Raw genomic sequence first — 25460 nt, forward strand, 5'->3', positions numbered from 1 at the left:
AATATGGCTGCACGCGATGATATTCTGAAACTCGGCGAACGGGTTGGGCAATCCGTCATCGGGCAAGAGCAAATGGTCGAACGCCTTTTGCTGGGCGTCATTTCCAACGGCCATATTTTGGTTGAAGGGCTTCCGGGTCTCGCCAAGACCCGCGCAATCAAAAGCCTCGCAAAAAACCTTGAATCCGAACTTTCCCGCATACAGTTCACGCCTGATCTGCTGCCAGCGGATGTCACCGGCTCAGAAATCTATATTTCAGACGGCGCAAAGAGCGCCTTCCAGTTTCAGCAAGGACCTATCTTCGCCAACCTCATTCTCGCCGATGAAATCAACCGTGCGCCGGCCAAGGTGCAATCCGCCTTGCTGGAAGCGATGGAGGAACGGCAGGTAACGGTCGGCGGAAAGAGCTATCCTTTGCCGGACCTATTCATGGTCATGGCCACGCAAAACCCGATTGAGCAGGAAGGCACCTATCCTCTGCCCGAAGCACAGCTGGATCGTTTTCTGCTTCATATTCGCGTCGATTATCCAGACGAAACATCCGAAGCCGCAATCATGCGGCTCAATCGGGACGAGGAACAGCAGGCCCATGGCAAGGCGGCCTCAAAAGAAAAGGCAACGCGCCTATCTGCACAGAGCATTTTTGAGGCGCGCAAGGAGATCGGCACGGTCACAGTTTCGGAGCCGGTCGAGAAATATATGGTCGCACTGGTGTTCGCGACACGATATCCAGATCGCTACAATGCCGATCTGGCCAAGCTTTTACAGGTTGGCGTCAGTCCGCGCGGTGTGATCGGCCTTGATCGTATGTCGCGCGCTTATGCCTGGCTGAAAGGGCGGGATTTTGTCACTCCGGATGATGTGAAAGCGATTGTGCACGACGTATTCCGGCATCGGCTGCTATTGTCCTACGAAGCACATGCATCCAACACCACTCCCGACCAGATTATCGACCGCATCACCGAATTGGTGGCCGTGTCATGAAGGCTGGCGCAAGCGTTGAGACCGGCGTTTACATAGATACTTCTGCGCTCGTGGCACTTGAAGCTCAAGCGCGTGATCTCAGCTTCGTTCAAAAATCTCCCAGCCATCGCCAGCTTGCCGGACGAATGCGCTCGGCAGTCCGTGGCCGCGGTCTCTCCTTCGAAGAATTGCGGGAATATCTCCCTGGCGACGATATCCGTTCCATCGACTGGCGGGTTACCGCGCGCACGATGAAGCCCGTGGTGCGGGTTTATAGCGAGGAGAAAGAGCGCCCTGCGCTCGTGATTGTTGATCAACGCATCAATATGTTCTTCGGTAGCAGGCGCTCGATGAAATCCGTCACGGCAGCAGAATGCGCGATGCTCTGTGCGTGGCGTATTCTGGGTTCGGGTGATCGTGTGGGCGGCATTGTGTTCGGGGACACCGATACGGCACAGATCAAACCGCAGCGCAGCCGCAACGCAGTCATCGGACTGGCCAGCCAGATTGCGGAGAAAAATGCCGCGCTGAATGCAAGCTATGCCCATGTCCCAGCACCATCGATGTTGAATGATATTCTGCATCACGTCAGCGCCATTGCCTATCACGACTATCTCGTGATCGTCGTCAGCGACTTCGACGGCCACGACGATAAAACACGCGACTACCTGCTACAGATATCAAGCCGCAACGACGTGATCTGCCTGCTGGTTTACGATCCTTTTCTGCTCGATCTGCCAAAGAGCGGTGAACTGGTCATTAGCGGCGGCACCACTCAGGCAGAGTTGACCTTTGGCAAAGGGTCGATGCGCAATTCTATCGACAGTTTTGCGCGCAATCGTGGGCGCGAATTCCGCTCCTGGCAACGCGAACTCGGCCTCCCGATGTTGCCGATCTCTGCGGCAGAAGAAACCGCCCCGCAACTGCGCAATCTCCTTGAAAAGTCCATGTGGCGTCAAAGGAGGCGGTAGTGGATCAAGCAACAGACATTGCGCTGCGAACACTCCACGACATTGCCGTTCCTGCGCCGATATCATGGCTGCCGCAAACTTGGGGATGGGGATTGCTGGCCGGCTTGTTGCTGCTTGGTATTGCGGTCCTCGTCGTCCGACAGTTGATCCGTTACCGGCGCAATGCCTATCGGCGTGAAGCACTGCAAATCCTCGGAACCATTTCGAACAACGCACAGGCGGCAGAAGTTGCCGAACTGTTGAAGCGTACCGCTCTATCTGCCTGGCCACGCACCGACGTTGCAGCATTATCTGGCCGGCAATGGGTCGCTTTTCTCGAACGCCACAGTCCGGAACCGCTCGGAACCGACCTGAAAGCCCTTCTGACGAACCGGGAATATGAACCCGACCAGCAAGTCAACGACATGCCCGTCATCGTCACCCAGGCTCGGTTGTGGATCGAGAGGCATCATGTATGAACTCGATCATCCGTGGCTTCTGCTTTTGATGCCTCTACCCATGCTTTTGTGGTGGCTCTTGCCGACTCATCGCGTCTCAACCGCTTCAATCCGGCTCCCTTTCTTCAAGGATGTCGCGCGGGCGGCTGGCGTGGAACCGACGGAAGGCTCGGTCATTCCGCAGCGGAGCTGGTGGCAGATTGTTCTCGACATGCTCGCCTGGTGTCTGCTTGTGCTGGCGTTGGCGAGACCGCAACTGATCGAGCCGCCGATCGTCAAATCCATACCGCAGCGCGATATCCTTCTGGCGCTTGATCTCTCACAATCGATGGATACACGCGATTTCGCGACTCCGGGCGGAACGATGGTTACGCGCATCGATGCCGTCAAAACGGTGGTTAGCGACTTCGTTTCGAAACGCGCAAGCGACAGGCTGGGTTTGATTGCCTTCGGCGACGCTCCCTATCCGCTGGCGCCCTTCACCATGGACCACGATTTGATCCGGACAATGATTGGCTCGCTCGTGCCGGGCGAGGCCGGTCCCCGAACGGCAATGGGCGATTCCATAGGCCTCGCCATTCGCATGTTCGAAAAATCGAACGTGCCGCAAAAGGTGCTCATTCTGCTTTCCGACGGCAACGACACGGCCAGCAAGATGCCGCCTTTGAAAGCGGCTGAAATTGCCAAAGACGACCATATCGTCATTCACACAGTCGCCATTGGCGATCCCAAAGCCACAGGAGAAGACAAGGTCGATACGCAAACATTACAGGCAATCGCTACGCAGACTGATGGGCGCTATTCCTTCGGGCAGGATCAGGCAAGTCTGTCCGCTATCTATGATATGCTGGATCGCATAACACCACAGGAACAGAAAGAGCTTTCATGGCGACCACGCCGCGAACTGTTCCAATATCCGGCTGCGCTATCACTGATAATCCTCGCCTTCTCCCTTTGTCTTAGTGTCGCACAGGCACACATCGCGCGGAGAGCTGCAGCATGATCTCCGACTTCCACTTCCTGCGCCCCGCCTGGCTGATTTTACTGATACTGCCGCTCATACTGGTTTGGCTTGCCGCACGGTCTTCTAACGTGAGGCAAAAGTGGAAGAACATGATCGCCCCGCATCTGCTCGAACGGCTGGTCATCGAAGGCGATGGCAAACGGCGCTTTCAACCGGCAACGCTTCTCGCGCTCATCATGACAGTCATGATCCTCGCAATCGCTGGCCCAAGTTGGGATAAGGAAACCCCACCTTTCGTGCACGACACGGCGTCACTGGTGATCGCAGTCGATCTTTCGCAGACTATGGATGCGATTGACATCAGCCCCAGCCGCATTGAACGAGCCAAGCTCAAAATTCACGATATTCTGGCGAGTAGGGCTGGCGCAAGAACTGCGGTAATCGCTTACGCAGGCACGGCACATCTTGTTCTGCCGCTTACCGATGACGCTGACCTGATTGAATCTTATACCGATGCCCTTTCAACCGGTATCATGCCGCGTCCGGGCAAAGATACGGGGGCGGCACTTGCCCGCGCCTCCGATCTCCTGAAAGAAGACGGTTCGTCCGGCACGATACTGTTCCTGACGGATGGCGTTGAAGCCTCAGCTGTTAAAACACTGAGTGACGAGCGGGATAACGGCGTTGTGGTACTGGTCATAGGGACCGAAAACGGTGGTCCGATCAAGTCCGGCAATGGGGGCTTTCTCTCATCAGACAGCGGTGCGCGCCTCGTTACCAAACTCGATACTGAAAGCCTGGCACAACTGCGCTCATCGAATAAAGTCGCGGTCACAACGGTCACTGACGACGATGCCGATGTTCGCTGGATTACCGCACAGATACAGGGCAACTTTGCGCAACAACAATCGGATAAGGAAAGTCGATGGCGCGACAACGGATGGTGGTTTCTCATTCCCGCCGTACTGCTATTCGCATTTACATTCAGGCGCGGCTGGGTGGTGCGATTGGGGAGCGTTGTCATTGCTTTTCATTTGGTTGGGAATGATCCGGCAAGCGCAAGTTCCTTCGAAGATATGTGGCTTACTCCCGATCAACAGGGACGGATCGCATTTCAAAACAACGACTTTGAGAAAGCCGCTAAGCTTTTTCGCGATCCCATGTGGCGCGGTGTCGCCGAATATCGTGCCGGGAAATATCAGGACGCCATCAATGCGTTTGCGATCGTGGACAGCCCCGAAAGCTGGTATAATCAAGGCAATGCGCTGCTGCATCTGAGAAAGTTTGCCGAGGCCGTTTCAGCTTACGAGAAGGCACTTCAGGCAGACCCAAAGTCGGAAGATATTCAGGCCAATCTAGCGACGGCAAAACGACTTCTGCAAGCACAGCAGAAAGAAGAACAGGATCAGGCGGAAGACCCAGATCTGAAGCCTGACAGCATCCAGTTTGATGACAAAGGCAAACAAGGCAAAGATGTCGAAATAGCCATGTCTGAACAGACATCGCAGATGTGGATCAAAAACATCGCCGTAAGCCCCGCGGCCATGTTGGCGCGTCGTTTTTCAATTGAAGCGGGAGGCGGCGCCAAATGAAAATTTTGTTTCGGCTTGTCTTTTTTAGCCTCTTTTTTTCAACAAGGCTGTTCATCAACGATGCGGCGGCGCAGGACCCCATCATACGCGCAGAAATCGAGGAAACAGGCACCATCGTGCCGGGGCAGCAAGTCCATCTTGTGCTGACCGTGCTTGCTCCAGGCTTTTTTACCTCGCCCCCGCAATTTCCTTTATTCGCACTTCCCCACGCCTTGGTAACTCTGCCTGATGAAAGGTCTCAAAACACCAATGACACGATAAATGGCGTTCAGTTCAGCGGCATTGAAAAACGTTATTCCATCATACCGCAAGTCAGTGGAAGTTATAACATCCCGACAATCCAGATTTCGTTTGACTATCTTGAAGACGGAAACCCCAAACAAGGCACAGTAACAAGCCCGCCCCTGTCTTTCATGGTCGGCGCTGCTCAACAAGACGGACAACCGGAATTTGCCGCTGGATCTTTAGAGCTATCGCAAAGCTTCGACAGGCCAGCGGATAAGTTGCAGACGGGTGATGCGCTGGTCAGAACACTCACCATTACGGCGACAGATACGGTGGCGATCACCATTCCGCCCGTCAATGTTGGAACATCACAGGGCTTGGACCAATATGTAAAACCCGCCAGCGTAGCAGACAACGTCGCCATCGGACGGCAAACTGCAAGCCGCCGTATTGAAACCATTGTCTATACCGCCTCCAAACCCGGCACTTTTTCCCTGCCAGCGATCTCCTATCGCTGGTTTGACGTGCAATCGCAGCAGGTTCAGATTGCAACTTTATCGCAAACAACCGTAACGGTGGTCGCAAGCGCAACGAAATCTACATCGCCTGCCGCACCAGCCAGCAAGAACTGGCCGGGCCGTAAGTTACTTTGGCTGTTGGCAATAGCCGCGCTTTTGATCGCAAGTGTTATAGCCATCGCAATCCGATATAGAGTTCGGTTTACCGAAGCGCTGCACGAATGGAAGGAGCGACGCCGGAATTCGCTTCATCATTTGAAACGGCAGACCCTCCGCATTATCAAGACAGGCGATTACGCCCAAATCAACACCGCGCTGGAAGTCTGGTCGCGCCGCCTTGGATATTCTTCCCTTCATGATTGGGCCGCAGCCGCGAACGACGGGTCACTTTCCGCACAAGTCGAAATTCTCCAGCGGCAGCTTTACGGAAGAGGTAACACCGCAGAAATCGACCGGCGCGTTCTCGTCCACGGTGTGGAGAACCGCCTTTCGCATCAACGCGCTCTAAAACCGCCCGCGCTTTTAGAGCTGAACCCCTGACCTATCCACCGATTTACCGTAACGTACTTCCCGCTGGACTGACACAAAGGCAAGCTTTCTACAATTTCGCGGAGGATGACGATGGGTATGAACGCTTCGAGCAAACGTTGTTCCGAGCAGGTTTCAGACGAAATGGCCTGGATACCAGGTGGCACATTTCTGATGGGGTCCGACAACCATTATCCCGAAGAAGCGCCACGACATCCGGTGAAAGTAGACGGGTTCTGGATCAGCACAACGCCCGTTACCAACCGGCAGTTTTCCCGCTTCGTTGAAGAAACGGGCTATATCACGATGGCCGAGAAAGCCCCGGACCCAAAGGATTATCCAGGCGCCCTCCCAGAAATGCTGCGCGCAGGGTCGCTTGTGTTCACGCCGCCAAAGCGGGTTGAAGGCAGAGATATCGGTCAGTGGTGGAAATTCAAATTCGGAGCAAACTGGCGTAAGCCATTGGGCGGGATCAGCGATTTACGCGGCAAGCTCGACCATCCAGTCGTACATGTGGCCTATTGTGATGCGTTAGCCTATGCGCAATGGGCCGGTCTCGATTTGCCGACCGAAGCAGAATTCGAGTTCGCTGCCAAAGGCGGACTTGAGGATCTTGAATATGCATGGGGTGATGAACTCATGCCCGGCGGCGTTGCCATGGCCAATACCTGGCAAGGTGTGTTTCCCATAAAAAGCACAAAGCCAAAAGGCCGTGAAAGAACGTCGCCCGTGGGGTCGTTCCCTGCTAACGGTTATGGCGTCTATGACATGATCGGCAATGTCTGGGAATGGACGAATGATTATTGGACAACCCGACATCCCGAACCTGCTCCAAGTCCATGCTGCATCCCGCGCAATCCGCGCGGTGGCGAAGCTCTCGCCAGTTTTGACCCGCAGCAACCCAATATTCGTATAGCAAGACGCGTTCTCAAAGGTGGGTCACATCTGTGCACACCGGACTACTGCCGCCGCTATCGCCCGGCGGCGCGGCATGCAGAGCCGGAGGACACATCCACCAGTCATGTCGGATTCCGGTGCGTGAAAAGACCAATAAACTGAGGGAGAGTTCATGCGTTTGCTTGCGCAGATTTTGCTGATCGTCACGCTTCAAGTTTCAACATCCGCCTGGGCTGATGACCTTGCATCCTGGAACGATGTCAAATCCAGACAGCAGATCGTCGATTTTGTCGAGAAGGTAACGAAGGAAGGCAGCAAGAATTACGTCGCGCCTGCGGACCGGATCGCGGTTTTCGACAATGACGGCACCCTCTGGACCGAGCAGCCCTATTATTTCCAGTTGGCCTTCATGCTTGACCGCGTCAAGGCGCTGGCTCCCGACCATCCGGAATGGAAGACAACGGAACCGTTCAAATCCATCCTGGCCGGTGATCTGGCCGGTATCGCAAGAAGCGGCGAGAAGGGTGTTGTTGAGCTTGGCATGGTTACCCATGCCGGCATGACGACAGACGAATTCGATAAAATCGTCACGGATTGGTATGATACCGCAAAACACCCAAAAACCGGCAAGCCCTTTGCCGAAATGACGTTTTTGCCTATGCGCGAGCTGCTGGACTATCTTCGCGCTCATGACTTCCAGACATTCATCGTATCCGGCGGTGGCGTGGAATTCATGCGCCCCATGACGGAGAAGGCTTACGGCATACCTTCGCAACAGGTTATCGGCAGCAGTATCAAGACGCAATACGCAATCGAGAACGATCAGCCTGTGCTGAAACGTCTGCCGGAGATCGATTTTATCGACGATGGTCCCGGTAAACCGGTTGGCATCAATCGGGTGATCGGCAAACGACCGATTTTCGTCGCGGGTAATTCGGATGGTGATTACGAAATGTTGCGGTGGGGCACGGCCTTCCCCAACAGCCTTGGCATCATCATCCATCATACCGATAAAGACCGGGAATATGCCTATGACCGGCAATCTTCATTCGGAAAACTGGACAAAGCTTTGACCGAAGCTCCGGAGAGAAATTGGGTAATCGTCGACATGAAGAATGATTGGAAGAAGGTTTATGCTTTCGAATAGGTTTCTCGTTTCACATGTCACCATCCGCAATCCATAGTCATTCGAGGAGGACTCCAATGCCGCTCAACAGGCGCATTCTCCGATGTACAGCAAGCGGGCTATTTTTGCTAGGCATGATTACCATGTCAGCCGCCCAAGATGGCAAGGCCGCATCCGACAGGATCGAACCTGCTTCAATTCAAGCCTTAGAGAATATGGGTAAACATCTGCAGTCACTACAGAAGTTCTCTCTAAACTCACAAACCAGCGTGGATGCTGTTCTGGATACCGACCAGAAACTGGAGATCGGCGGCGAGGTTTCCTATGAGGTGGAAAGACCAAACAAGGTCCGCATCGATCTGAAAACAGATGTCGTGCAGGGCGAGTTCATTTATAACGGAACAACCTTCACCTACGTCTCTCCCAGCAACAATACATATGCTCAGGCTCCCGCCCCCGCGACAATCAAGGAAACGCTGGAAGAGGCAGCCCAAAAATATCATCTGACTTTCCCGCTTGCGGATTTGTTCGCCTGGGGCACGCCAGACGCGCCCATAGGCGAAATCGTGGAAGGGTTTCACGCCGGAAATGCAGTGGTGAACGGAAAGCCGACAGATCATTGGGCTTATCGTACCGGGGATCAGGACTTTGAAGTCTGGATCGCATCGGATGGTCCACCCTTGCCTCTGAAAGTTTCACTTGTGGATCGTGACGATCAAACCCGTCCGCGCATGACCGCCGTTCTCAATTGGAATGAAGCGCCCGATATTCAGGCGAGTGCATTCGAATTCACGCCTCCGGCTGATGCGCAAAAGCTCCGCTTCCTTGAAGAGGGGAACCCGCAATGAAACTCTTTCGTGTCACAATAGGAATTCTGTTTGCCACAGCGATGATCGCACCGCAAATTGCCGAGGCGCGTGGCGGCTTTGGCGGGCGCATGCCGCGCATGAATTTGGGCGGGGGCGGAATGCATGGGTTTGGTGGCGGGGGTGGCTTTTACGGCCCCCGCATGGGCGGCTTTAACGGCCCAGCGCATTTCGAACCACGTTTTAATCCATCCGTGCCGCGCGCGCGCGGTGGCAATCTTCCGCATACAAGAACGGGCCCAACCCCGCATCCAGCGCATCCCCCTGCGCCGCACCCGGCTCCACATCCTGCACCGAAGCCACATCCAGGGCCTGGGCCTGCCCCGCATCCCGGACCGGGTCCCGCGCCTCATCCGGGACCAGGACCGCATCCTGTACCACCACCACCGCCGCCACCGCCACCTCCGCCGGGTCCATATTGGCCGGGCTATTGGAATGGCGGATGGGACCCTGCAGCAGCGGCCATTGTCGGTACTGCCGCAGCCGTGGCCATCGGTTCGGTCATTGCTAATCTTCCACCGGATTGCACAAACGTTGTGGTCAATGGAATAAGCTATAAGGACTGCAGCGGAAACTGGTTTGAGCCAAAATATAACGGGCATAGCGTCGTCTATGTCGCGGTGGCTCCTCCCAAGTAATTGGAGCCAGATTTACCCGCTTCGCCTCGCAGGAGAAGCGGGTAATTTGCACTTATCAGAAACCGCGTTCACCGCAAGTGTGGAAAGGTGTTCTCATCGGTAAACACTCTTTGTGGAATACTCATCCGTTTATGGTAGGGTGGGCGACAGACGTCCGATGCAAATTGTGACGACTTGGCATAAGGAGTTTCAGGCCGATGGTGCAGATCAGTCATTGCGTGGGTGGAGGGGTGGCTCTTGCCTGCCTTTTTGCAACATCCGATGTGATGGCTGCTGATCAACTCAGTGCCCCGCCTGAACCCCGCGGCTGGATCATTACGCTCGGTGTAGGCACCGAATACGGTCCATCTTACGTGGGCGCAAATGACAAGTCTTTCGGCTTCGTGCCCTCGTTCGATATCCGCCGTTTTGGTGAAGAAGCAGCTCTCAGTGCCCCTGATGACAACATCGATTTCACGCTTTTTGAACTCGGTGGTGTTGAAATCGGTCCTGTCGCCAGCCTTCGCGGGGACCGAAAATCTTCCGACGATCCAAGTTTGCAAGGGCTAGGTGAAATTGACTGGACTGTCGATGCAGGCGCTTTCGCCCAATATTGGCCAATTCAGGACAAGCTGCGCTTTCGTATCGAGGCTCGGCAAGGATTGCAGCATGGGGATGGCTTTGTAGCCGATCTTGGCGCCGACTGGTTTCAGCGCGCAGGCAAGGATCTGATCTTTTCGATTGGACCTCGCCTCTCCTTCGCCAACTCCACCTATATGCAGAACAATTTCGGCGTCGGTATCGCTGACGTTGAGAATGGTGCTTTATTGCCCGCCTATGACGCCGGTGGAGGCATGAAATCTGTCGGACTCGTGGCGAGTGCCACCTATCAGCTGACCGATACGATGAGCGTTCAGGTCTATGACAAGTTTGATCGTCTGATCGGCGATGCCGCCGACAGTCCAATTGTCACGGAAGGCGGTTCACCCAACCAGAATTCTGTCGGTATCATATTGAGCCGATCATTTCATTTCGGGTTCTGATATCTCGTCTTCGACCTGCCCCGCCGTAGATATCATCCAGACACCCGACAGGATGAGAATGCTTCCTCCGATCTGCAGAAGATTGGTCGGCTCCTGAAACCAGAGCCAACTGGCGGCCAGCACGGCCACGTAGCTGATAGCGGAAATCGGAAAGGCTTTGCTGAGATCGAAATCGGTAAGCACATTCATCCAAAGGAAGAAGCAAGTAATTTCAGCCGTGATTGTGGCCAGCATCCATGGCGAAGTTGCTGCAACAACCAGCTTGCCCCACCCCGTCGTCGTGATCTGATCGACATGTTCCGCAGCAAACTTGACGAAAATCTGCGCCAGCGTGTTGAAAACTGGAATACCGATCCAGAGAGACATGCGGCTTATCACGGCTTCGTTTCCGCCTTTTCATCAATGGCAAACATTGGTGAAACGAATTTCAGCAGGGTTTGTATTATCGGATTACGGTGCCTGAAGAACATGGTGTTGCGCGTGAGGCGGCTACCGAGCTTCACTTTACTCTCGTAACTAGCCTGTCCGCTTTGATAGCGGCGCATTCCATGCTTCAGACAGTATTCGAGATTGTTGAACCAGCTCAGATAATAAAGATTGTATTTTCGCCCTGATTCCGCATCCATACAGAAGAACTTGTCGATGAGTGTACATTCATCGTGAACGAGCAGGTTGATGGCAAGAATGCGGTCTTCCACCTTATAGACCGTGCAAAAAGCCCGGCCCTGCATCTGCCGCAGCACGCCTGCGAAATAAGCACCTGTGAGCGCCTCAAACTGCAAATCGCTTCGCCCGCGCGTGTCATCATAAAGTTCCATGACGCGCGGGAGAATATCGGCAATTTCGGAACGATACTCGATAGTTACCGCGTTGCGACTGCGTAATTTTCGGCGCATATCCTTGCGCGTCCCCGATGAAAGCCGTGCCAGATAGTCGTCGACGGACGCAAAATCAAGGTCCAGCCAGGCTGTGGCGAGGCCGGGGATCGCGGCATATCCGCCAGCGGCAAAAACGCTGTGCAAATCAGCGGAAAGCGTATCGGGCAGATCCTTGACACCGCGCAGAGCGCAACCTTCCGCATCCGCGATGCGCTTGAAACCTTCAAGTAGCTGCTTGAGCAAAACCGACCGCATGTCCGGCGTTACACAGGCATGAAACCCTGGAACGCCGTTTTCGGTGCAAGGCGAACCGAGGCAGGCAAGACGCAATGTGAGGAAACCCGGCCAGTGCCGCCGGATACCGCGCACCAGACTGCGCATATACCCTTCATCCAAGGTAGTATCGAGTTGATACGCGGTCAGAAAGACTGGCATCGCCGCAATCACACGCTCGTTCTGCACAATCGTCATGTAGCGCCAGCTGAAACCCTCTATTCCCGCCTGTTCAACGGCAAGCAAATAGTCGTAATCCTCGATTTCATTTGGAAAACAGCTGTTCCAGGCATCGCGGCCGATATGGGCAATGGAAGCAACGACCCGCGTTTCGGCCAACGCAGACTTGCCGATCAGAACTGGCGTGCTTGTAGGCAATCCATCAAACAAGCTCGCAAGCATTCTGTTCCTCGAAATAGCTGGCGGTGAGGTCTGCCACCCAGCGATGCTGGCGGTCCACATGGATCATGTGATAGCTATCCTCAATCCAATGCAGGCGGTTGGGCGCGCCCAAATGTTGGGTGATGTATTTTGCCTGACGCGGATTGCTCAGGTCGTCTTCGCGCGCGTGCAATATAAGCGTTGGCGTTTTAATAGCTGGAAGCTCTTTTCGAAATGCCCGCCCCAGACGATACATTTCGATAATGCCAGTGCCCGGAAAATGCTCCAGCACGCCTTCCGCCGACATGCCGGTCATGAGCCGACGCAAACGGTCGTCCTTGATCCCCATTGCCGAAGTTTCGGAAAAGTTGAGACGATTGAGATACGGCACATAAGCGAGCCAGCCAATCTGCCGGGATAGGAACGGATAGAAGAACGGCACGCCCCAACCGTCATAATGAAAGCATGGCGAATAGAGCGCGACAGCCTTAATAGAACCGCGACTACGATGGGCCGACAAAAGCGCCAGCTTTCCGCCGACGCAAATACCCGCTGCATAGGTGGTATCCGCATAGGCTTTCAGCCTTTCAGCCGCCTCATCGACACTTTCCAGCCAATCACGCCAGTGGCTTGCACGAAATGCCGCCTCGCTTTGACCGTGCCCAGCCAGAAGTGGCGCATAAACCGTAAAGCCACGCCGATTGAGAAGACGCCCGACCAGACGCATCTCTGCGGGTGCCCCTGTCATGCCATGCACCAGCAGCACCGCCTGCCCGTTCGTGCCCGGCATAAAAAATGAAAATGGATCGGATAGGTTCATCGATTAAGCTTTCTCAAAGCCCTGTCAGTCCCACACAAGCAACGCCAAGCGTGATCAGAAAAACCCCGAATGCGTGGCGTTGATTGACCTTTTCAGAAAAGAATATCGCGCCAGCAAAGACCATCGCTGCGTAGCTCAATGCCGTCAAAGGAAACGCGATTGACAGCGGTACCCGTTCCAGCACCTGCATCCAGCAGAACAAGTCCACTACCCAGAACGCCACGCCCAACCACGTAACCGGCAACAACAGGGTTCGCAGAATATCGGGGGCGCGATCTGCGGCGAATTTGAAACAAACCTCGCGTCCCATCTCCGTGAGGATACAGAACGCCACCAATGCCAGCACCGACAGCGAAAGGGTCCCAGTCATTGTGCCACATCACTCTTTACCGCCCCTATGCCATGAAGCGTCTTCACCAGATGAGAATGCAGCCCCAACACCTCGCTGAACTGGAGAAGATGGAGCTGCATTGCTTCAGCGCTTTGCTGCGCGTACAAAAAGCTGATCGAGCAACGTCAATGCCAGATCGATCTCCTCACGCGAAATAAGCAGATTGGGGGCAAGGGTGATGACGTTCTTGTGGTAACCGCCCACGTCGAGCACGAGGCCATAGTTCTTGCCGTTGACAGCAAGATCCCCCTTCATGCCCTCATCGCACATCCAGTCAAGCGTTGCCTTGTCCGGCGTGTAACTATCTTCCTGACAGACTTCCATCCGAAGCGCCAGTCCGAGACCATCGACTTCGCCGATTGTCTTGTGTTTTGCCTGTAGCTGTCTCAACCCGTCAAGGAAATAAGCACCTTTATCCATAATGGTAGCGCCATAGTCCTTGTCTTCTTCCAGCATCCTCAATGTTTCAAGAGCGACAGATGTACCCATGGGGTTGCTGGCAAAAGTGGAATGGGTCGATCCGGGAGGAAAGACGCCTGGATGGATCATGTCTTCTCGCGCCCAGACACCGGATAACGGGTTGAGCCCATTGGTAATCGCCTTGCCGAACACCAGCACGTCTGGATTGACACCAAAATGTTCAATCGACCAAAGCTTGCCGGTGCGATAGACTCCCATCTGGATTTCATCAACCACCAGAAGGATGCCATGTTCATCCAGAACTTTCTTGAGTTCCTTGAAGAAATTCATCGGCGGAATGACATAGCCGCCTGTACCCTGGATTGGCTCCACATAGAAGGCAGCAAACTCCGACTTTCCGGCCTTTGGGTCCCAAACCCCATTATATTCGCTTTCGAACAAACGAGCGAATTTCTGCACGCAATAGTGGCCATATTCTTCCTTGCTCATACCCTTGGGACCACGGAAATGATAAGGAAATTCAATGAATTGTGCCCGGTCGGAAAAATGTCCATAGCGGCGGCGATACCGATAGCTCGAGGTAATCGATGAAGCGCCAAGCGTTCGACCGTGATAGCCACCTTCGAAGGCAAACATCAGGCTCTTGCCCCCGGTAAAGTTGCGTACCAGTTTTAGTGAATCCTCGATGGCCTGCGAGCCGCCAACATTGAAATGTACACGTCCTTTTGTGCCGAATTTGCGCTGCGCATCCTGGGCGATCAAGGCTGCAAGTTCCACCTTTTCGCGGTGTAGATATTGAGAGGCAACCTGTGGCAGCGTATCGAGCTGACGGTGAGCTGCTGCATTCAAGCGCGGATTGCGATAGCCGAAATTGACGGCCGAATACCACATCTGCAAATCAAGAAAGGGCGTCTCCTGTTCATTGAACAGGAACGAACCTTCACAACCGGAGAAGATTGCGGGCTGGTTTGAATAATGCACCGTGTCGCCATACGAGCAATAAAGCTCTTCTAGCAGACGCAGATCACTTTCGCTCTCAGCAATGCCGGAAATGGGTTGAGACGGATTGGAAGTCACAGTCTTGTTCATGGATATGCCTTCTGGGAATGACCTGCAGGTGCAACGGACCAGCAGACGTAATTTCAGGAAAATTGAATTTTTTGGGAGTTCAGCGGAACTGAAGATTACTCATGCAGCGGCGTAGGCCTTAGAACGCGCCTCGTTTCGTAACGCAGGCAGCAGGGCATGCAGGTTTCGCGTCACATCGTGGAAGTTGCCATAGGCCATGAAGGGGATATTCCGGTTATGGCAATGTTCCGCCAGCGCTTTTTTGGCAAAGATGAGTTCTGGCCGATCGGACACGCAGAAGTCCGACCGGCCATCGCCAACATAGACGCGAGGGACGGCAACATCGAGAACTCTGCATTTGCAGACGCCTGATGCTACCCGACATCCATTGTCGGCGTAAGGCGAGATGAGCGCGTAAGTTACGTGCCGGGCATTTTCTGTCATGAGCAGGCGATTGGCGACCACCGGCAGGGTATCGAGGCCAAACCGTGCGAGAACGCGCCTGATAAAATAATCCACACCATCGCTGACAATAGTGACCGGCAGCCCTTCCGACCGGCAGAAAGCAACGAATGAAGCGAAACCGGGATCGATTTCGATTTCGTCCAGCACCTTATCGAGTTCGTCGAAGCGCGCTTGGAGCAAGGCAATCTGTTGACGCATGCAGGTACGGGCGTCGATATCGCCCGCGACCCATTGCGCCTCAATGTCTTCCCATAATGGATCGGCAAGCCGTGACAAAACATAATCGGTTGTGTCCTGCACCGAGATCGTTCCGTCAAAGTCACAATATATTTGCATCACATCAGCCCTTGCTCATTGGCCGGGTTTCTAGCAGCCGTAACTGAGGCGATGCTGATGGGAAAATGAAGCGAAACTGAAATCGCGCCCGTTTTAATAAGGTTTCTGTCTTTTTTGTAATAATCTTAGCGGCGTATTGATATTGCCGCAGCCTTGCGGACTCCCACATTGACGCGCAAACCCTTGCCATTTTCTGGCACATCCAGCGAGACTTTCACCGAGAGCCGTGTGGCAACATCTGCCACAATGGCAAGGCCCAGCCCCGTTCCATCCTCCTGCGGCGAGCCGACACGATAGAACCGCTGGAAGACAGCCTCGCGTTGCTCGGACGGAATGCCCGGCCCTGTATCGCAGACCATCAACAGCCATTCCGTGTTGCCTGCATCGTGAAGCGAAACATGGATAGCGCCTTCTTCCGGCGTGTACTTGATCGCATTTTCGATGAGATTTTCAATCAGCACGCGCAACAGAGGTTCGTCGGTATCGACCCACGCGCCTTCAACGCCGTCCAAAGTGATATCCAGCCGTTTCCGTCGGATGACCGGAGCCAGTTCGGCCAATACAGACGCCGCCATATCATAGAGATTGAACCGACTGAACTGGACTTCTTGATGACTGACACGACCAGCCTGCAAGAGCTGTTCGATCAACCGCAATGCCTTCTCATTGCTTTGCACAAGACTGCCAACAATCGCCTTGCGCTCAGCTTCGCTGTCCGATTGCTGCAAAATTTGCAGCAGGAGTTTCAAACCTGCATGGGGTGTGCGCAGCTGATGTGCGGCATGATCGGCGAATCGTCGTTCAGCAGTCAACGAACGGTCGAGTTTACTCATCAGCTGATTGACGGAGCGCCCGAGGGGTGCAAGGTCTCGCGGCAAACCATCCGTCGGAATAAACGAAAGATCATCCGATGAACGACTGCGTATCTGATTGATAAGTCCATGAATTGTGCGCAGACCCCGGCCTATCCCAAGCCATAGCAGAAGTCCAATCAGGGGAATAAGAATAAGCAGCGGAATGACCAGATTGAGCAGAATGTTGGAAACCAGCGTATTGCGCAGTTCGGTTTTTTCACCGACTTCAACGGCGAACCGGTTGCCCGGTATCTGAAGCGTATAGGTTCGCCAGCGTTCCCCGTCATAGATCACATCGGACAGCCCATTTTCCGAAATAGGCTGTTCGGGACGAAAGGCAGTTGTCGAATAGACAGCCACCGCGCCGTTTTTCCAGACACGGAACATATGAGCATCGGCATAATCGTCGACATCTTCGTTCAATGCCAGCTGGTTCCCCATGGCAAAGTCGAGATCCTTGAACTGTCGCGCTTCACTAAAACTGCGTTTTTCAACGGGCTTTTGCAGCAAGTTCCAGAGCACATTGGCGTCGTTGATGAGCTGGGCATCATAGATATGATTGATTTCACGCAGCGCGCTTTGAAACGCGAAAACGCCGATGATAACCAATGCGATAAGAATGGTTGGAGCAACACGAATGAAAAGGCTCCACGTCAGCGTGGGCTGTTTCATCGTTCGACCATATAACCGACCCCGCGCATGGAGGTGATGAAATCCGCCCCCAGTTTCTTGCGAAGATTGTAGATGATCACCTCGGTGGTGTTGCTTTCAATGGCGCTTTCTGGGCTGTACAGTGCATATTCGATATCGCGCTTTGTGACGTATTTGCCAGCGCGTTCCATCAACAGCTTCAACAGCTGAAATTCTTTCGCCGTGACGGGAATTGGTCCATCGCTTCCGCGAACAACCATGGCTGCCGGATCGACCTCAATCGGACCACTTCTCAAGATACTTTCGGCACGCCCCTCACGCCGCCGCAATACAGCACGCAGGCGCGCCAGCAATTCTTCCAGATCAAAAGGTTTGGTGAGATAATCATCGGCACCGCTATCCAGTCCCTCAACCCGCTGCTGCGGCAGATCCCGTGCCGTCAGCAGCAGGATCGGTATACTATTGCCGGATTGCCGGGCTCGGCGCAACACCTCGATCCCGCTCAGTTTCGGCAAATTTACATCCAGCACCACAATACTATAGGAGAGCGTCGCTAGCGCTTCGACTGCAGCCTCGCCATCCTGAACCCAATCAACGCCATAAGCGTGCTTCTCAAGCGCCTGAGAGAGAGAACGCCCTAAAATAATATCATCTTCAACAAGTAAGACGCGCAATAATTTAACCTTCAACCGTAAAGAATGTATACTCTTAGCTCGGTCATTCTGGCAAATTTACGACAGTCATTATATCAATTCGCAGCCTTCTTATGCTGTCTCAATAACGCGAATGCGCTGCCCCCCGCCAATATCGATGAACTGCGTGGGCGGCGGTATCTGGTGCACATCATGCCCACCAAACCCCTGCGGATAGAAAGCATAGCCTTCCGGCGCCGGCGGCGCTGCCCTGTCGTCGAGCAGACGCCCACCGGTGAGTTCGATCATCGGATCGGGAATAGCAGAGATCAATCGCCTCGTGTAGGGGTGTGTCGGGTTGGAGAAAATCCGGTCCCATGGCCCGCTTTCGACGATCTGGCCGAAATACATCACCGCCACGCGATCGCTCATATGTTCTACAACGCTCAGATCATGACTGATCATGATATAGGATAGGCCGAGCCTTTCCTTCAGCTCCAGCAGCAGGTTGATAATCTGCGCGCGAATGGAGACATCGAGCGCCGAAACAGGTTCGTCGAGGACAATCACCTTTGGGTTGAGCAAGAGCGCCCGCGCAATACCAATGCGCTGGCGCTGCCCGCCAGAAAACTCATGCGGAAAACGTTTCGCATGCTCAGGCTTCAGACCCACAAGACGCAAAATCTCTTCTACCCGTGCGTCCACCTCGCTGCGCGATGCCACCCCATGCAGCCGCAAAGGTGCAGCAAGGGACGTATACACCGTCTGGCGCGGATTGAGCGAAGCGAAAGGATCCTGAAACACCATTTGCGCCATCTGCGCACGTTCAAGCCGTGATGGTTCATTCCTGCCGGTGATCGGGCGGCCTTCAAAGTAGATCTCACCGCTTGTCGGTTTCTGTAATCCCACAATGGAAAGCGCGAGGGTTGATTTACCACAGCCGGACTCCCCCACAATCGACAGGCACTCGCCCTTGTTCAGTGTCAGGCTGAGGTTATTCACCGCACGAAGCAATTGTCTGGAACGGCTGAATATTCCACCGCTGACGGGAAAATAGACGCATAGATCGTCAATGGTGACGAGAGCATCGGTCGTTTTCGTTGAACGCATATCATTCATGATGAAAACACCTCACCACGCCCGTATCCTGAAGCGGCGTCCATGCGGGCTTTTCCGCGCGGCATATCTCGGTTGCGCGCGTGCAACGCGGCTCAAACCGGCAGCCTTTCGGAAAGGCGGAGATGGATGGAACGACGCCTTCGTTTTCCTGTAATCGCCGTTGTCCTTCCTTCTGACGCGAGCCGAGTTGTGGCAGAGACGCCAGAAGACCGTGCGCATAGGGATGCGACGGATGTCGAAATACCCCCGCCGTTAGTCGCTCCTCGACCAGATGCCCCGCATACATGACGCCGACACTGCGGCACATTTTGGCAATGACGCCCAGATCATGGCTGATCATCAACACGGACGTGCCCCGCTCAGCGCAAAGCTCCTGCATCAGACGAAGAATTTCCGCTTGCACGGTCACGTCGAGCGCTGTGGTCGGTTCGTCGGCAATCAAAAGATCGGGATCGCAAGCCAGCGCAATCGCAATCATCACGCGCTGGCGCATACCGCCTGACATCTGATGGGGATAATTCCTAACCCGTCGATCGGGAGCCGGAACCTGCACGTTTGCAAGCGCTTCAACAGCCTTGCGTTCGGCCTCATGCCATGTCGCACCCTGATGCAGCACAAACATTTCCGCTATCTGCCGTCCAACAGGTGACAAGGGATTGAGCGCCGTCATCGGTTCCTGGAAAATCATGGCTATGCGATTGCCACGCAGCTTGCGCATTTCACGCGAGGACAGGGTGGCCAGATTCTGCCCCTTAAAGCGTATGGCACCGCCGGTAATCGCGAGAGGTTTGCGCAGCAAGCCGATCATCGACAATGCTGTTATGCTTTTACCGCAACCGGATTCGCCCACAAGACCGAAGGTTTCTCCAGCACCTATGGTGAAAGATACGTCTTCCACGACATTGTGCCGGGAAGAGCCGGAAACAATATCGATGCGAAGGTTTTCCACCTCCAAAAGTGCTTCTTCGGTCATACCTTGCGTGTCCTCATATGCGGGTCGAGCCAGTCGCGCAGCCCGTCGCCAAACAGATTGAGGCCGAGCACGGTGAAGAAAATCGCCAGACCCGGAAAGATCGCCGCCCATGGCGCGTTGACAATGAGTTCGCGCGCGTCGGTCAGCATATTGCCCCAGCTTGGATCAGGCGGGCTGATACCGAGCCCAAGATAGGACAGTGCAGCCTCTGCAAGGATGGCGTCGCCCATTCCAAGCGTGCCGATAACGAGGATCGGCCCGATCATATTCGGCACGATCTGCGTGATCATGATGCGTACATCGCTGTAGCCAAGCATTTTTGCGGCCTGCACATAGCCCTGCTTCTTGAGCGAAAGCGTTGAGCTGCGGGCAATACGGCACGTCCAGGACCAGTTCGTCAGGCCAAGCGCCAGTAAGAGACTGGGCAGACCGGGACCGAGAACCGCCATGATAGCCAGCGCAAAGATCAGTGACGGGATTGCCAGCATCAGGTTGGTCAGCCCGTTGACGAAATCATCCCACCAGCCGCCAAAATAACCGGCAGATATACCAAAGCCAAGACCGATCACAGTGTTGATGCATTGTGAGACGACACCGACCGTCAAAGACACCTGCGCGCCATAGAGGATACGCGAATAAACATCACGTCCTTGCGCGTCTGTGCCAAACCAAAACTGTGCGTCGGGCGGCAGTTCCGCATTCATCAAGTCGGCATCGAGAACCGGATTGTAGTGCGCCAGCAACGGCGCGAAGACTGCTGCTGTCAAAATGATGATGCATACCAGCCCGCCGAATATGAGATTGAAACGCAGCTTCATGGGCTTACTCGTGGCTGATGCGCGGGTCGATGACCGCGTAAAGAATGTCGACGATCGTATTGATAACGAGAAACCACAAAACGATCACGAGAATTGCACCCTGCACCACCGGAATATCGCGCAGCGAAACGCTGTCGATGAGCAAGGAACCAAGCCCCGGCCAGGAAAAGAGCTTTTCAACTACCACAGCCTGCCCCATCATCGAGCCGAATTGCAAGCCAATCGTCGTTATGATGAGCACTAACGCGTTGCGCATGACGTGCCATTTCACCAGCCTGAAACTGTTCATGCCCTTTGAACGCGCCGTGCGGATAAAATCAGCCCCCATCACTTCCAGCACGGCGGCACGCGTGGTTCGCGCCAGCAAAGCCAAAGGCGCGACGCCCAAAGTCAGAGCGGGCAGGATGATATTGCGTATGCCGCCGTCGCCATAACCAAAACTGGGCAACCAGCCGAGTGTCAGCGCAAACAGATACATCGCCAGCAGGCCGAGCCAGAATTGCGGCATGGAAAGGCCCGACACCGCGCCAATCATTGTCGTGCTATCAAGGATGCTTCCGGGCTTGAGTGCGGCGAGAAACCCCAGCGGCACACCGATCAAAATCGCAAACCCCATCGCGGCGAAAGCGAGCTTCAATGTCGGCCACATACGCTCCTGAATAAGCGAAACAACGGGCTGCCGCGAGCGATAGGACGTGCCGAGATCGAACTGCGCCAATTGCACGAGATAATTGCCAAAACGCACGTGAACTGGTTTGTCGAGACCGAATTCCTGCGTGATCTTTTCGACCAGTTTCGGATCGCTCATGCCTTTGCCACTGGCGACGAGGCCGGAAGCGATACTGCCTGGAACAACGCTGAATATGACGAAGACCAGCAACGACACCGCCAGAACTGTCGGTATCATCTGCAGGACGCGCCGGACAATGAAATAGAGCACGCAGTCCTCCTTTCGGATCAGCGGCGAAGCGCTGGAGCAAAGGGGATATGTGGTCCGCTCGCGAACGAGCGGACCAATCCATCTTAACCGGGGTTAGCGACCCGACGGAACCGTGTCGTCCACCCACAGTTTTTCATAGGACTGAATTGCGATCTCTGCCGCATTTGGCTGCAAGCCATGCAGCCACGGCTGATGCGCCATGACAGCCTTGTTATAGTTGAAGAACCAGACCGGCGCTTCATCCTGCAACAGATTGTTGGCCTTCTTCAGAAGCTCATTCTTCTCTTCTTCGGTTTTGGCAGCTTTGGCGGCATCGACAATCTTGTCGAATTCTGCATTGGAGAACTTCTGATAATTACACGCCGACTGTGGTGTCGTGGAATAGAAGCACTGCATTGCCGTTAGCGCATCCGGGCCACTTTCCAGTGACCACATATAGGCCTGGAAGTTACCGGCAGGAACCACATCGGCCAGAACCGATGCCTCAACTGGCTTTGCCTTCACTTTGATGCCGACTTTTGCCAGCATCGGAATGATCGCCTGAACGATGGTTAACCCCCAGCTTTCATTCTGCGTTGCAGTCAGCTCGAACTCAAAACCATCGGGATAGCCGGCCTCCGCGAGCAGGGCCTTGGCTTTTTCAGGGTCATACGGATATGGCTTGGCATCCTTGTCGAATGCAGGTGACGAACTGGGAAGCCAGCTTACCGCACGATAAGCCTTGTCCTTGACGAGACGCTTGATGATGAGATCGCTATCAATGGCGTAATTGATGGCCTGGCGAACACGCTTGTCCTGAAACGGTTTGAAATCAGGATTGAAGCCGACTGCACGCGTATAGGCTTCGGCAACCTCCAGCATATTCTTGCCGAGTTCTGGATCTTCGCGATAGGTGCTGTACTGGGCTGGTCCGAGCACCGCCACATCGATTTCCTTGTTGCGGAAAGCAACATCACGTGCAGCGGCATCGCCCATGATCATGATGTTGATCTTGTCGGCATAGGGCTTGCCCTTGTCATAGTACTTATCCCATTTTTCAACCGTCAAGCGCGAGCCAGGCACATATTCGACAAACTTGTAAGGCCCAAGCCCGATTGGGTGACGCTGAAATTCTTCGCTGTCACCCTGTCCCGCAGGATAGATTGCGGTATTGTTGCGCATGAACTGGAAGCCTGGATCGATCGGCTGCTTGAGCGTAATCTCCAGTGTGTGATCATCGATCTTCTTCAGCCCGGAAATCTCCTTGGCCTTGCCCTGCGCATAGTCTTCTGCGCCCTTGATTTCCGCAATGTAACGCGCTGGAGGCATGGCCTTTTTCGGGTCCATCATCCGGGTATAGCTCCAGATGATATCGTCTGCCGTGAGCGGCTTACCGTCGTGAAAAAATGCATCCTGACGCAACTTATAGGTATAGACGAGCTTGTCGTCCGAAACACTTACATCTGTCGCCAGCGCCAGAACCGGCTTGTTCAGATCCGCATCCCAGTCATAGAGCGTGCGATGGATGGCCTTGGCGTAGAATTCGTCCTGCGTTGCAGGCGATGCCTGAATATCCAATGTCGAAAAACTGTCACCATAAGGCGCAACGAAGTTGACGACGCCCCCCGAGCGCAGCGTATCGGAAGCAAAGGCCGCAGTTCCAGCCATCAATGCGACGGACACCGCCGCAAGCAACGCAAATTTCCTCATGATCTTCCCCTTTTGATTTTTGTAGATCGGATGAATGAACGTATTCAGGCAGCGCTGCCGAAGCTTCGCTGCCTGTTCTCCCTACGAACGTTCGAACACCAGTTCGCCTTCACGAATGGTGAGCATGCAATGCGTATCGTTGAGAATTTCCTCCGGTTTTGCCGTGAGCATATTGCGCGAGAAAACCGCAATATCAGCCACCTGCCCCGGCACCAGCTTGCCCTTGACCTTTTCAAGCTTCTGCGAGAAGGCGCCATATTCGGTATAGACCTGTAGGGCCTCCTCGATGGTCACGCGTTCGCGCGCATCCATGACCGTGCCCTTGGCCGTTTCCCGCGTCAGCATCGAATAGATGTTCGGATAAGGATTTGGGTGGCAGACCGGGGCGTCGCTTCCAGTCGCTGGCTTGAAGCCAAGATCCTTCCAAGTCTTGAGCGGGTAGCTCGAAAGCGCCCTCTCCTCGCCCAAAACTGAAATATAGGCATCCCCGAAATCATAGATGAAGACTTGCTGCGGACATGGATAAATGCCCGCCTTCTTCATGCGTTCATGCTGTTCCGGCGTTGAAAACCCGCAATGCTCAATGCGATGACGGCGGTTCGGGTCCGGATAAGCAGCCAGTGCCTTCTCATAAGCGGTGATGAGCTGGCCGATGGCCGCATCGCCAATGGCATGGCAGGCCAGCTGATATCCCTTCTTATGGGCATCCAGCACCAGTGCTTCCAGCTCCGCATCCGGCAAGATCTGGACGCCGATATTATTGTCGTCGCCCAGATATGGTTTGCTCATCCAGGCTGTGCGGCCACCTGCGGAACCATCGAGGAATATCTTGACCGCGCCAACCGTCAGCATGTCATCGCCAACGCCGGAGACCAGTCCGGCCTCGTAGCATTTTTCGACGATTGAAGGGCCCGGGTCGCCCAGCAAAACCAGCCATGTGCGCACCGGCAAACGCTTTTGCAGCTTGGCAATGTTGTAGGCGCGAATTTCGTCGAAACCTGCAACCTGCCCGACCGCTGCATCCATGACGCTGGTAATGCCATAGGAAAGCAGCAGATTGCCTGCGGCCTCAATGGCTTCGATCATTTCTTCCGTGGTCGCAGTCGGGATCGCATTGCGAACTGCGCCTTGCGCATTTTCGGCAACCATGCCGGTCAGCACACCATTTTGCTGTTCGATCAGACCGCCATCGGGAACAGGCGAGTTTTCATCAATCCCTGCAAGCTCGAAAGCCTTCGAGTTGAAGATCGAAACGTGGCCGCAGGCGCGCACGAGCATCACAGGATGGTCTGGTGCAACTGCATCGAGTTCCGATTTATGGGGATGGCGACCAATATCCAGCTTGGTCTGATCGTAGCCGCGCGCCTTGATCCAGGTGCCCGGAGGAACAGAAGCCGCCTTTTCGCGGATTGCATTCAGCAGACTTTCCAGCGTAGGCGCGGCATGGGCTGTTGCATCAAGCCATTTGAGCGTCAGCCCGACCGATATCAGATGAAGATGAGCATCGTTCAGTCCCGGTGTGGCGAAACGCCCTTTCAGATCGATCAGCCGTGTCTTGTTGCCCTTGAGGCCCCAGACCTCATCTTTCGTGCCGGTGGCCAGTACCTTGCCTTGCCAGATTGCCAGGGCTTCAACTGTGCCCTCTTCATATCCACACCAGATCGTGCCGTTATAAAGTATAGTATCGGCACGCAATTCGGGCATTACAGACATTCAGCGATCCCCTCCCTAAGTCACCGCTTTCATAGAACTAATGAGCAGAGTTCCATTGATGGATCAACCGTTCAAGCCGTGGATTTTGCAAATTATGTGGGAGCAACTTGAGCAAATTGACGAATTCACCGACGGTTCGCCGAAACCGCTGACGTGCCTGACACTTCACCCTCCGGCAAAGGAAGCTGGCTGATGATCACCGATATTTTCGCGGGGGAGGAGGCGGGCGCACTCGGACATAAGAAATCGTCCGTTATGAGCAGCGCTGAAAAGTTGAAGGCGGAGCCTTTTG

At 54.5% G+C, this 25460-nt stretch carries 25 protein-coding genes; 10 read left to right on the plus strand and 15 right to left on the minus strand.

Annotated features, from left to right (window positions below; genetic code table 11):
- Positions 1 to 3: 3 nt before the first annotated feature.
- The 9 genes from JAU75_RS16830 (at position 4) to JAU75_RS16870 (ending at position 9069) form a co-directional block, all read left to right on the plus strand.
- A complete protein-coding gene (locus JAU75_RS16830; protein WP_199057636.1) occupies positions 4 to 984 on the plus strand; it encodes a MoxR family ATPase in 981 nt (326 codons plus the stop codon).
- Entirely contained in the window at positions 981 to 1934 is a 954-nt protein-coding gene (locus JAU75_RS16835; protein WP_199057637.1) for a DUF58 domain-containing protein, read from the plus strand. The genes JAU75_RS16830 and JAU75_RS16835 overlap by 4 nt, the downstream gene beginning before the upstream one ends.
- Positions 1934 to 2392: a DUF4381 domain-containing protein gene (locus JAU75_RS16840; protein WP_371836195.1), complete on the plus strand. Its 459-nt coding sequence runs from the start codon at positions 1934 to 1936 to the stop codon at positions 2390 to 2392. Before JAU75_RS16835 ends, JAU75_RS16840 begins: the two co-directional genes overlap by 1 nt.
- Complete coding sequence (locus JAU75_RS16845; RefSeq protein ID WP_199057639.1) at positions 2385 to 3374, plus strand: VWA domain-containing protein; 990 nt, start codon at positions 2385 to 2387, stop codon at positions 3372 to 3374. Before JAU75_RS16840 ends, JAU75_RS16845 begins: the two co-directional genes overlap by 8 nt.
- Positions 3375 to 3571: 197 nt before the next feature.
- Positions 3572 to 4927 carry a VWA domain-containing protein gene (locus JAU75_RS16850; protein WP_371836196.1) on the plus strand — a complete coding sequence of 452 codons (1356 nt, stop codon included), beginning with the start codon at positions 3572 to 3574 and terminating at the stop codon, positions 4925 to 4927.
- Positions 4924 to 6210: a BatD family protein gene (locus JAU75_RS16855; RefSeq protein ID WP_199057641.1), complete on the plus strand. Its 1287-nt coding sequence runs from the start codon at positions 4924 to 4926 to the stop codon at positions 6208 to 6210. The genes JAU75_RS16850 and JAU75_RS16855 overlap by 4 nt, the downstream gene beginning before the upstream one ends.
- An 81-nt stretch (positions 6211 to 6291) precedes the next feature.
- The gene (locus JAU75_RS16860) at positions 6292 to 7257 is read left to right on the plus strand and encodes a formylglycine-generating enzyme family protein (RefSeq protein WP_199057642.1); all 966 of its coding nucleotides are present in this window, start codon (positions 6292 to 6294) and stop codon (positions 7255 to 7257) included.
- Between the two features lie 10 nt (positions 7258 to 7267).
- A complete protein-coding gene (locus tag JAU75_RS16865; RefSeq protein ID WP_199057643.1) occupies positions 7268 to 8242 on the plus strand; it encodes an HAD family hydrolase in 975 nt (324 codons plus the stop codon).
- Positions 8243 to 8298: 56 nt separating this feature from the next.
- The gene (locus tag JAU75_RS16870) at positions 8299 to 9069 is read left to right on the plus strand and encodes a DUF2092 domain-containing protein (protein WP_247880522.1); all 771 of its coding nucleotides are present in this window, start codon (positions 8299 to 8301) and stop codon (positions 9067 to 9069) included.
- A 201-nt stretch (positions 9070 to 9270) separates the two neighbouring features.
- On the opposite strand, the gene JAU75_RS16875 is transcribed toward JAU75_RS16870, so the two are convergent.
- Positions 9271 to 9483 carry a hypothetical protein gene (locus tag JAU75_RS16875; RefSeq protein WP_199057644.1) on the minus strand — a complete coding sequence of 71 codons (213 nt, stop codon included), beginning with the start codon at positions 9481 to 9483 and terminating at the stop codon, positions 9271 to 9273.
- A gap of 439 nt (positions 9484 to 9922) precedes the next feature.
- On the opposite strand from JAU75_RS16875, the gene JAU75_RS16880 reads away from it, so the two are divergent.
- Positions 9923 to 10747 carry a MipA/OmpV family protein gene (locus JAU75_RS16880; protein ID WP_247880523.1) on the plus strand — a complete coding sequence of 275 codons (825 nt, stop codon included), beginning with the start codon at positions 9923 to 9925 and terminating at the stop codon, positions 10745 to 10747.
- Here the strand turns inward: JAU75_RS16880 and JAU75_RS16885 are convergent.
- The 14 genes from JAU75_RS16885 to JAU75_RS16950 all read right to left on the minus strand — a co-directional run bounded on the left by JAU75_RS16885 (position 10727) and on the right by JAU75_RS16950 (position 25159).
- Positions 10727 to 11113 (minus strand): EamA family transporter, encoded by a 387-nt coding sequence (locus JAU75_RS16885; RefSeq protein WP_199057645.1) that lies wholly within the window; start codon positions 11111 to 11113, stop codon positions 10727 to 10729. The genes JAU75_RS16880 and JAU75_RS16885 overlap by 21 nt on opposite strands.
- 8 nt (positions 11114 to 11121) lie before the next feature.
- Positions 11122 to 12300 (minus strand): peptidogalycan biosysnthesis protein, encoded by a 1179-nt coding sequence (locus JAU75_RS16890; RefSeq protein WP_199057646.1) that lies wholly within the window; start codon positions 12298 to 12300, stop codon positions 11122 to 11124.
- A complete protein-coding gene (locus JAU75_RS16895) occupies positions 12281 to 13099 on the minus strand; it encodes an alpha/beta fold hydrolase (protein WP_199057647.1) in 819 nt (272 codons plus the stop codon). The genes JAU75_RS16890 and JAU75_RS16895 overlap by 20 nt, the downstream gene beginning before the upstream one ends.
- Before the next feature lie 13 nt (positions 13100 to 13112).
- The gene (locus JAU75_RS16900; RefSeq protein WP_199057648.1) at positions 13113 to 13469 is read right to left on the minus strand and encodes an EamA family transporter; all 357 of its coding nucleotides are present in this window, start codon (positions 13467 to 13469) and stop codon (positions 13113 to 13115) included.
- Between the two features lie 105 nt (positions 13470 to 13574).
- Complete coding sequence (locus JAU75_RS16905; RefSeq protein ID WP_199057649.1) at positions 13575 to 14999, minus strand: aminotransferase class III-fold pyridoxal phosphate-dependent enzyme; 1425 nt, start codon at positions 14997 to 14999, stop codon at positions 13575 to 13577.
- A 99-nt stretch (positions 15000 to 15098) separates the two neighbouring features.
- Positions 15099 to 15779, minus strand: coding sequence for an MtnX-like HAD-IB family phosphatase (locus JAU75_RS16910; RefSeq protein ID WP_199057650.1), 681 nt, complete (start codon positions 15777 to 15779; stop codon positions 15099 to 15101).
- Positions 15780 to 15904: 125 nt separating this feature from the next.
- Positions 15905 to 17305: a HAMP domain-containing sensor histidine kinase gene (locus JAU75_RS16915; RefSeq protein ID WP_199057651.1), complete on the minus strand. Its 1401-nt coding sequence runs from the start codon at positions 17303 to 17305 to the stop codon at positions 15905 to 15907.
- Positions 17302 to 17958 (minus strand): response regulator transcription factor, encoded by a 657-nt coding sequence (locus JAU75_RS16920; RefSeq protein ID WP_199057676.1) that lies wholly within the window; start codon positions 17956 to 17958, stop codon positions 17302 to 17304. Before JAU75_RS16920 ends, JAU75_RS16915 begins: the two co-directional genes overlap by 4 nt.
- Before the next feature lie 90 nt (positions 17959 to 18048).
- Complete coding sequence (locus tag JAU75_RS16925; protein WP_199057652.1) at positions 18049 to 19035, minus strand: ATP-binding cassette domain-containing protein; 987 nt, start codon at positions 19033 to 19035, stop codon at positions 18049 to 18051.
- Entirely contained in the window at positions 19028 to 20008 is a 981-nt protein-coding gene (locus JAU75_RS16930; RefSeq protein ID WP_199057653.1) for an ABC transporter ATP-binding protein, read from the minus strand. The genes JAU75_RS16925 and JAU75_RS16930 overlap by 8 nt, the downstream gene beginning before the upstream one ends.
- Entirely contained in the window at positions 20005 to 20826 is an 822-nt protein-coding gene (locus tag JAU75_RS16935; protein WP_199057654.1) for an ABC transporter permease, read from the minus strand. The genes JAU75_RS16930 and JAU75_RS16935 overlap by 4 nt, the downstream gene beginning before the upstream one ends.
- A gap of 4 nt (positions 20827 to 20830) precedes the next feature.
- A complete protein-coding gene (locus tag JAU75_RS16940) occupies positions 20831 to 21766 on the minus strand; it encodes an ABC transporter permease (RefSeq protein WP_124915492.1) in 936 nt (311 codons plus the stop codon).
- A gap of 93 nt (positions 21767 to 21859) precedes the next feature.
- A complete protein-coding gene (locus JAU75_RS16945) occupies positions 21860 to 23455 on the minus strand; it encodes an ABC transporter substrate-binding protein (RefSeq protein WP_199057655.1) in 1596 nt (531 codons plus the stop codon).
- An 81-nt stretch (positions 23456 to 23536) separates the two neighbouring features.
- Positions 23537 to 25159: an amidohydrolase gene (locus tag JAU75_RS16950; protein WP_371836197.1), complete on the minus strand. Its 1623-nt coding sequence runs from the start codon at positions 25157 to 25159 to the stop codon at positions 23537 to 23539.
- Between the last annotated feature and the right edge of the window lie 301 nt (positions 25160 to 25460).

Source organism: Ochrobactrum sp. Q0168, from assembly GCF_016427605.1.
In the GTDB taxonomy this organism is placed as follows: Bacteria; Pseudomonadota; Alphaproteobacteria; order Rhizobiales; family Rhizobiaceae; genus Brucella.

Coding starts and splice junctions, on each gene's coding strand:
- JAU75_RS16950 (WP_371836197.1), bottom strand. CDS start 25,159: ATGCCCGAATTGCGTGCCGATACTATACTTTATAACGGCACGATCTGG.
- JAU75_RS16845 (WP_199057639.1), top strand. CDS start 2,385: ATGTATGAACTCGATCATCCGTGGCTTCTGCTTTTGATGCCTCTACCC.
- JAU75_RS16850 (WP_371836196.1), top strand. CDS start 3,572: ATGACAGTCATGATCCTCGCAATCGCTGGCCCAAGTTGGGATAAGGAA.
- JAU75_RS16880 (WP_247880523.1), top strand. CDS start 9,923: ATGGTGCAGATCAGTCATTGCGTGGGTGGAGGGGTGGCTCTTGCCTGC.
- JAU75_RS16870 (WP_247880522.1), top strand. CDS start 8,299: ATGCCGCTCAACAGGCGCATTCTCCGATGTACAGCAAGCGGGCTATTT.
- JAU75_RS16910 (WP_199057650.1), bottom strand. CDS start 15,779: ATGCAAATATATTGTGACTTTGACGGAACGATCTCGGTGCAGGACACA.
- JAU75_RS16860 (WP_199057642.1), top strand. CDS start 6,292: ATGGGTATGAACGCTTCGAGCAAACGTTGTTCCGAGCAGGTTTCAGAC.
- JAU75_RS16900 (WP_199057648.1), bottom strand. CDS start 13,469: ATGACTGGGACCCTTTCGCTGTCGGTGCTGGCATTGGTGGCGTTCTGT.
- JAU75_RS16830 (WP_199057636.1), top strand. CDS start 4: ATGGCTGCACGCGATGATATTCTGAAACTCGGCGAACGGGTTGGGCAA.
- JAU75_RS16930 (WP_199057653.1), bottom strand. CDS start 20,008: ATGACCGAAGAAGCACTTTTGGAGGTGGAAAACCTTCGCATCGATATT.
- JAU75_RS16855 (WP_199057641.1), top strand. CDS start 4,924: ATGAAAATTTTGTTTCGGCTTGTCTTTTTTAGCCTCTTTTTTTCAACA.
- JAU75_RS16905 (WP_199057649.1), bottom strand. CDS start 14,999: ATGAACAAGACTGTGACTTCCAATCCGTCTCAACCCATTTCCGGCATT.
- JAU75_RS16895 (WP_199057647.1), bottom strand. CDS start 13,099: ATGAACCTATCCGATCCATTTTCATTTTTTATGCCGGGCACGAACGGG.
- JAU75_RS16925 (WP_199057652.1), bottom strand. CDS start 19,035: ATGAATGATATGCGTTCAACGAAAACGACCGATGCTCTCGTCACCATT.
- JAU75_RS16915 (WP_199057651.1), bottom strand. CDS start 17,305: ATGAAACAGCCCACGCTGACGTGGAGCCTTTTCATTCGTGTTGCTCCA.
- JAU75_RS16835 (WP_199057637.1), top strand. CDS start 981: ATGAAGGCTGGCGCAAGCGTTGAGACCGGCGTTTACATAGATACTTCT.
- JAU75_RS16885 (WP_199057645.1), bottom strand. CDS start 11,113: ATGTCTCTCTGGATCGGTATTCCAGTTTTCAACACGCTGGCGCAGATT.
- JAU75_RS16890 (WP_199057646.1), bottom strand. CDS start 12,300: ATGCTTGCGAGCTTGTTTGATGGATTGCCTACAAGCACGCCAGTTCTG.
- JAU75_RS16865 (WP_199057643.1), top strand. CDS start 7,268: ATGCGTTTGCTTGCGCAGATTTTGCTGATCGTCACGCTTCAAGTTTCA.
- JAU75_RS16945 (WP_199057655.1), bottom strand. CDS start 23,455: ATGAGGAAATTTGCGTTGCTTGCGGCGGTGTCCGTCGCATTGATGGCT.
- JAU75_RS16935 (WP_199057654.1), bottom strand. CDS start 20,826: ATGAAGCTGCGTTTCAATCTCATATTCGGCGGGCTGGTATGCATCATC.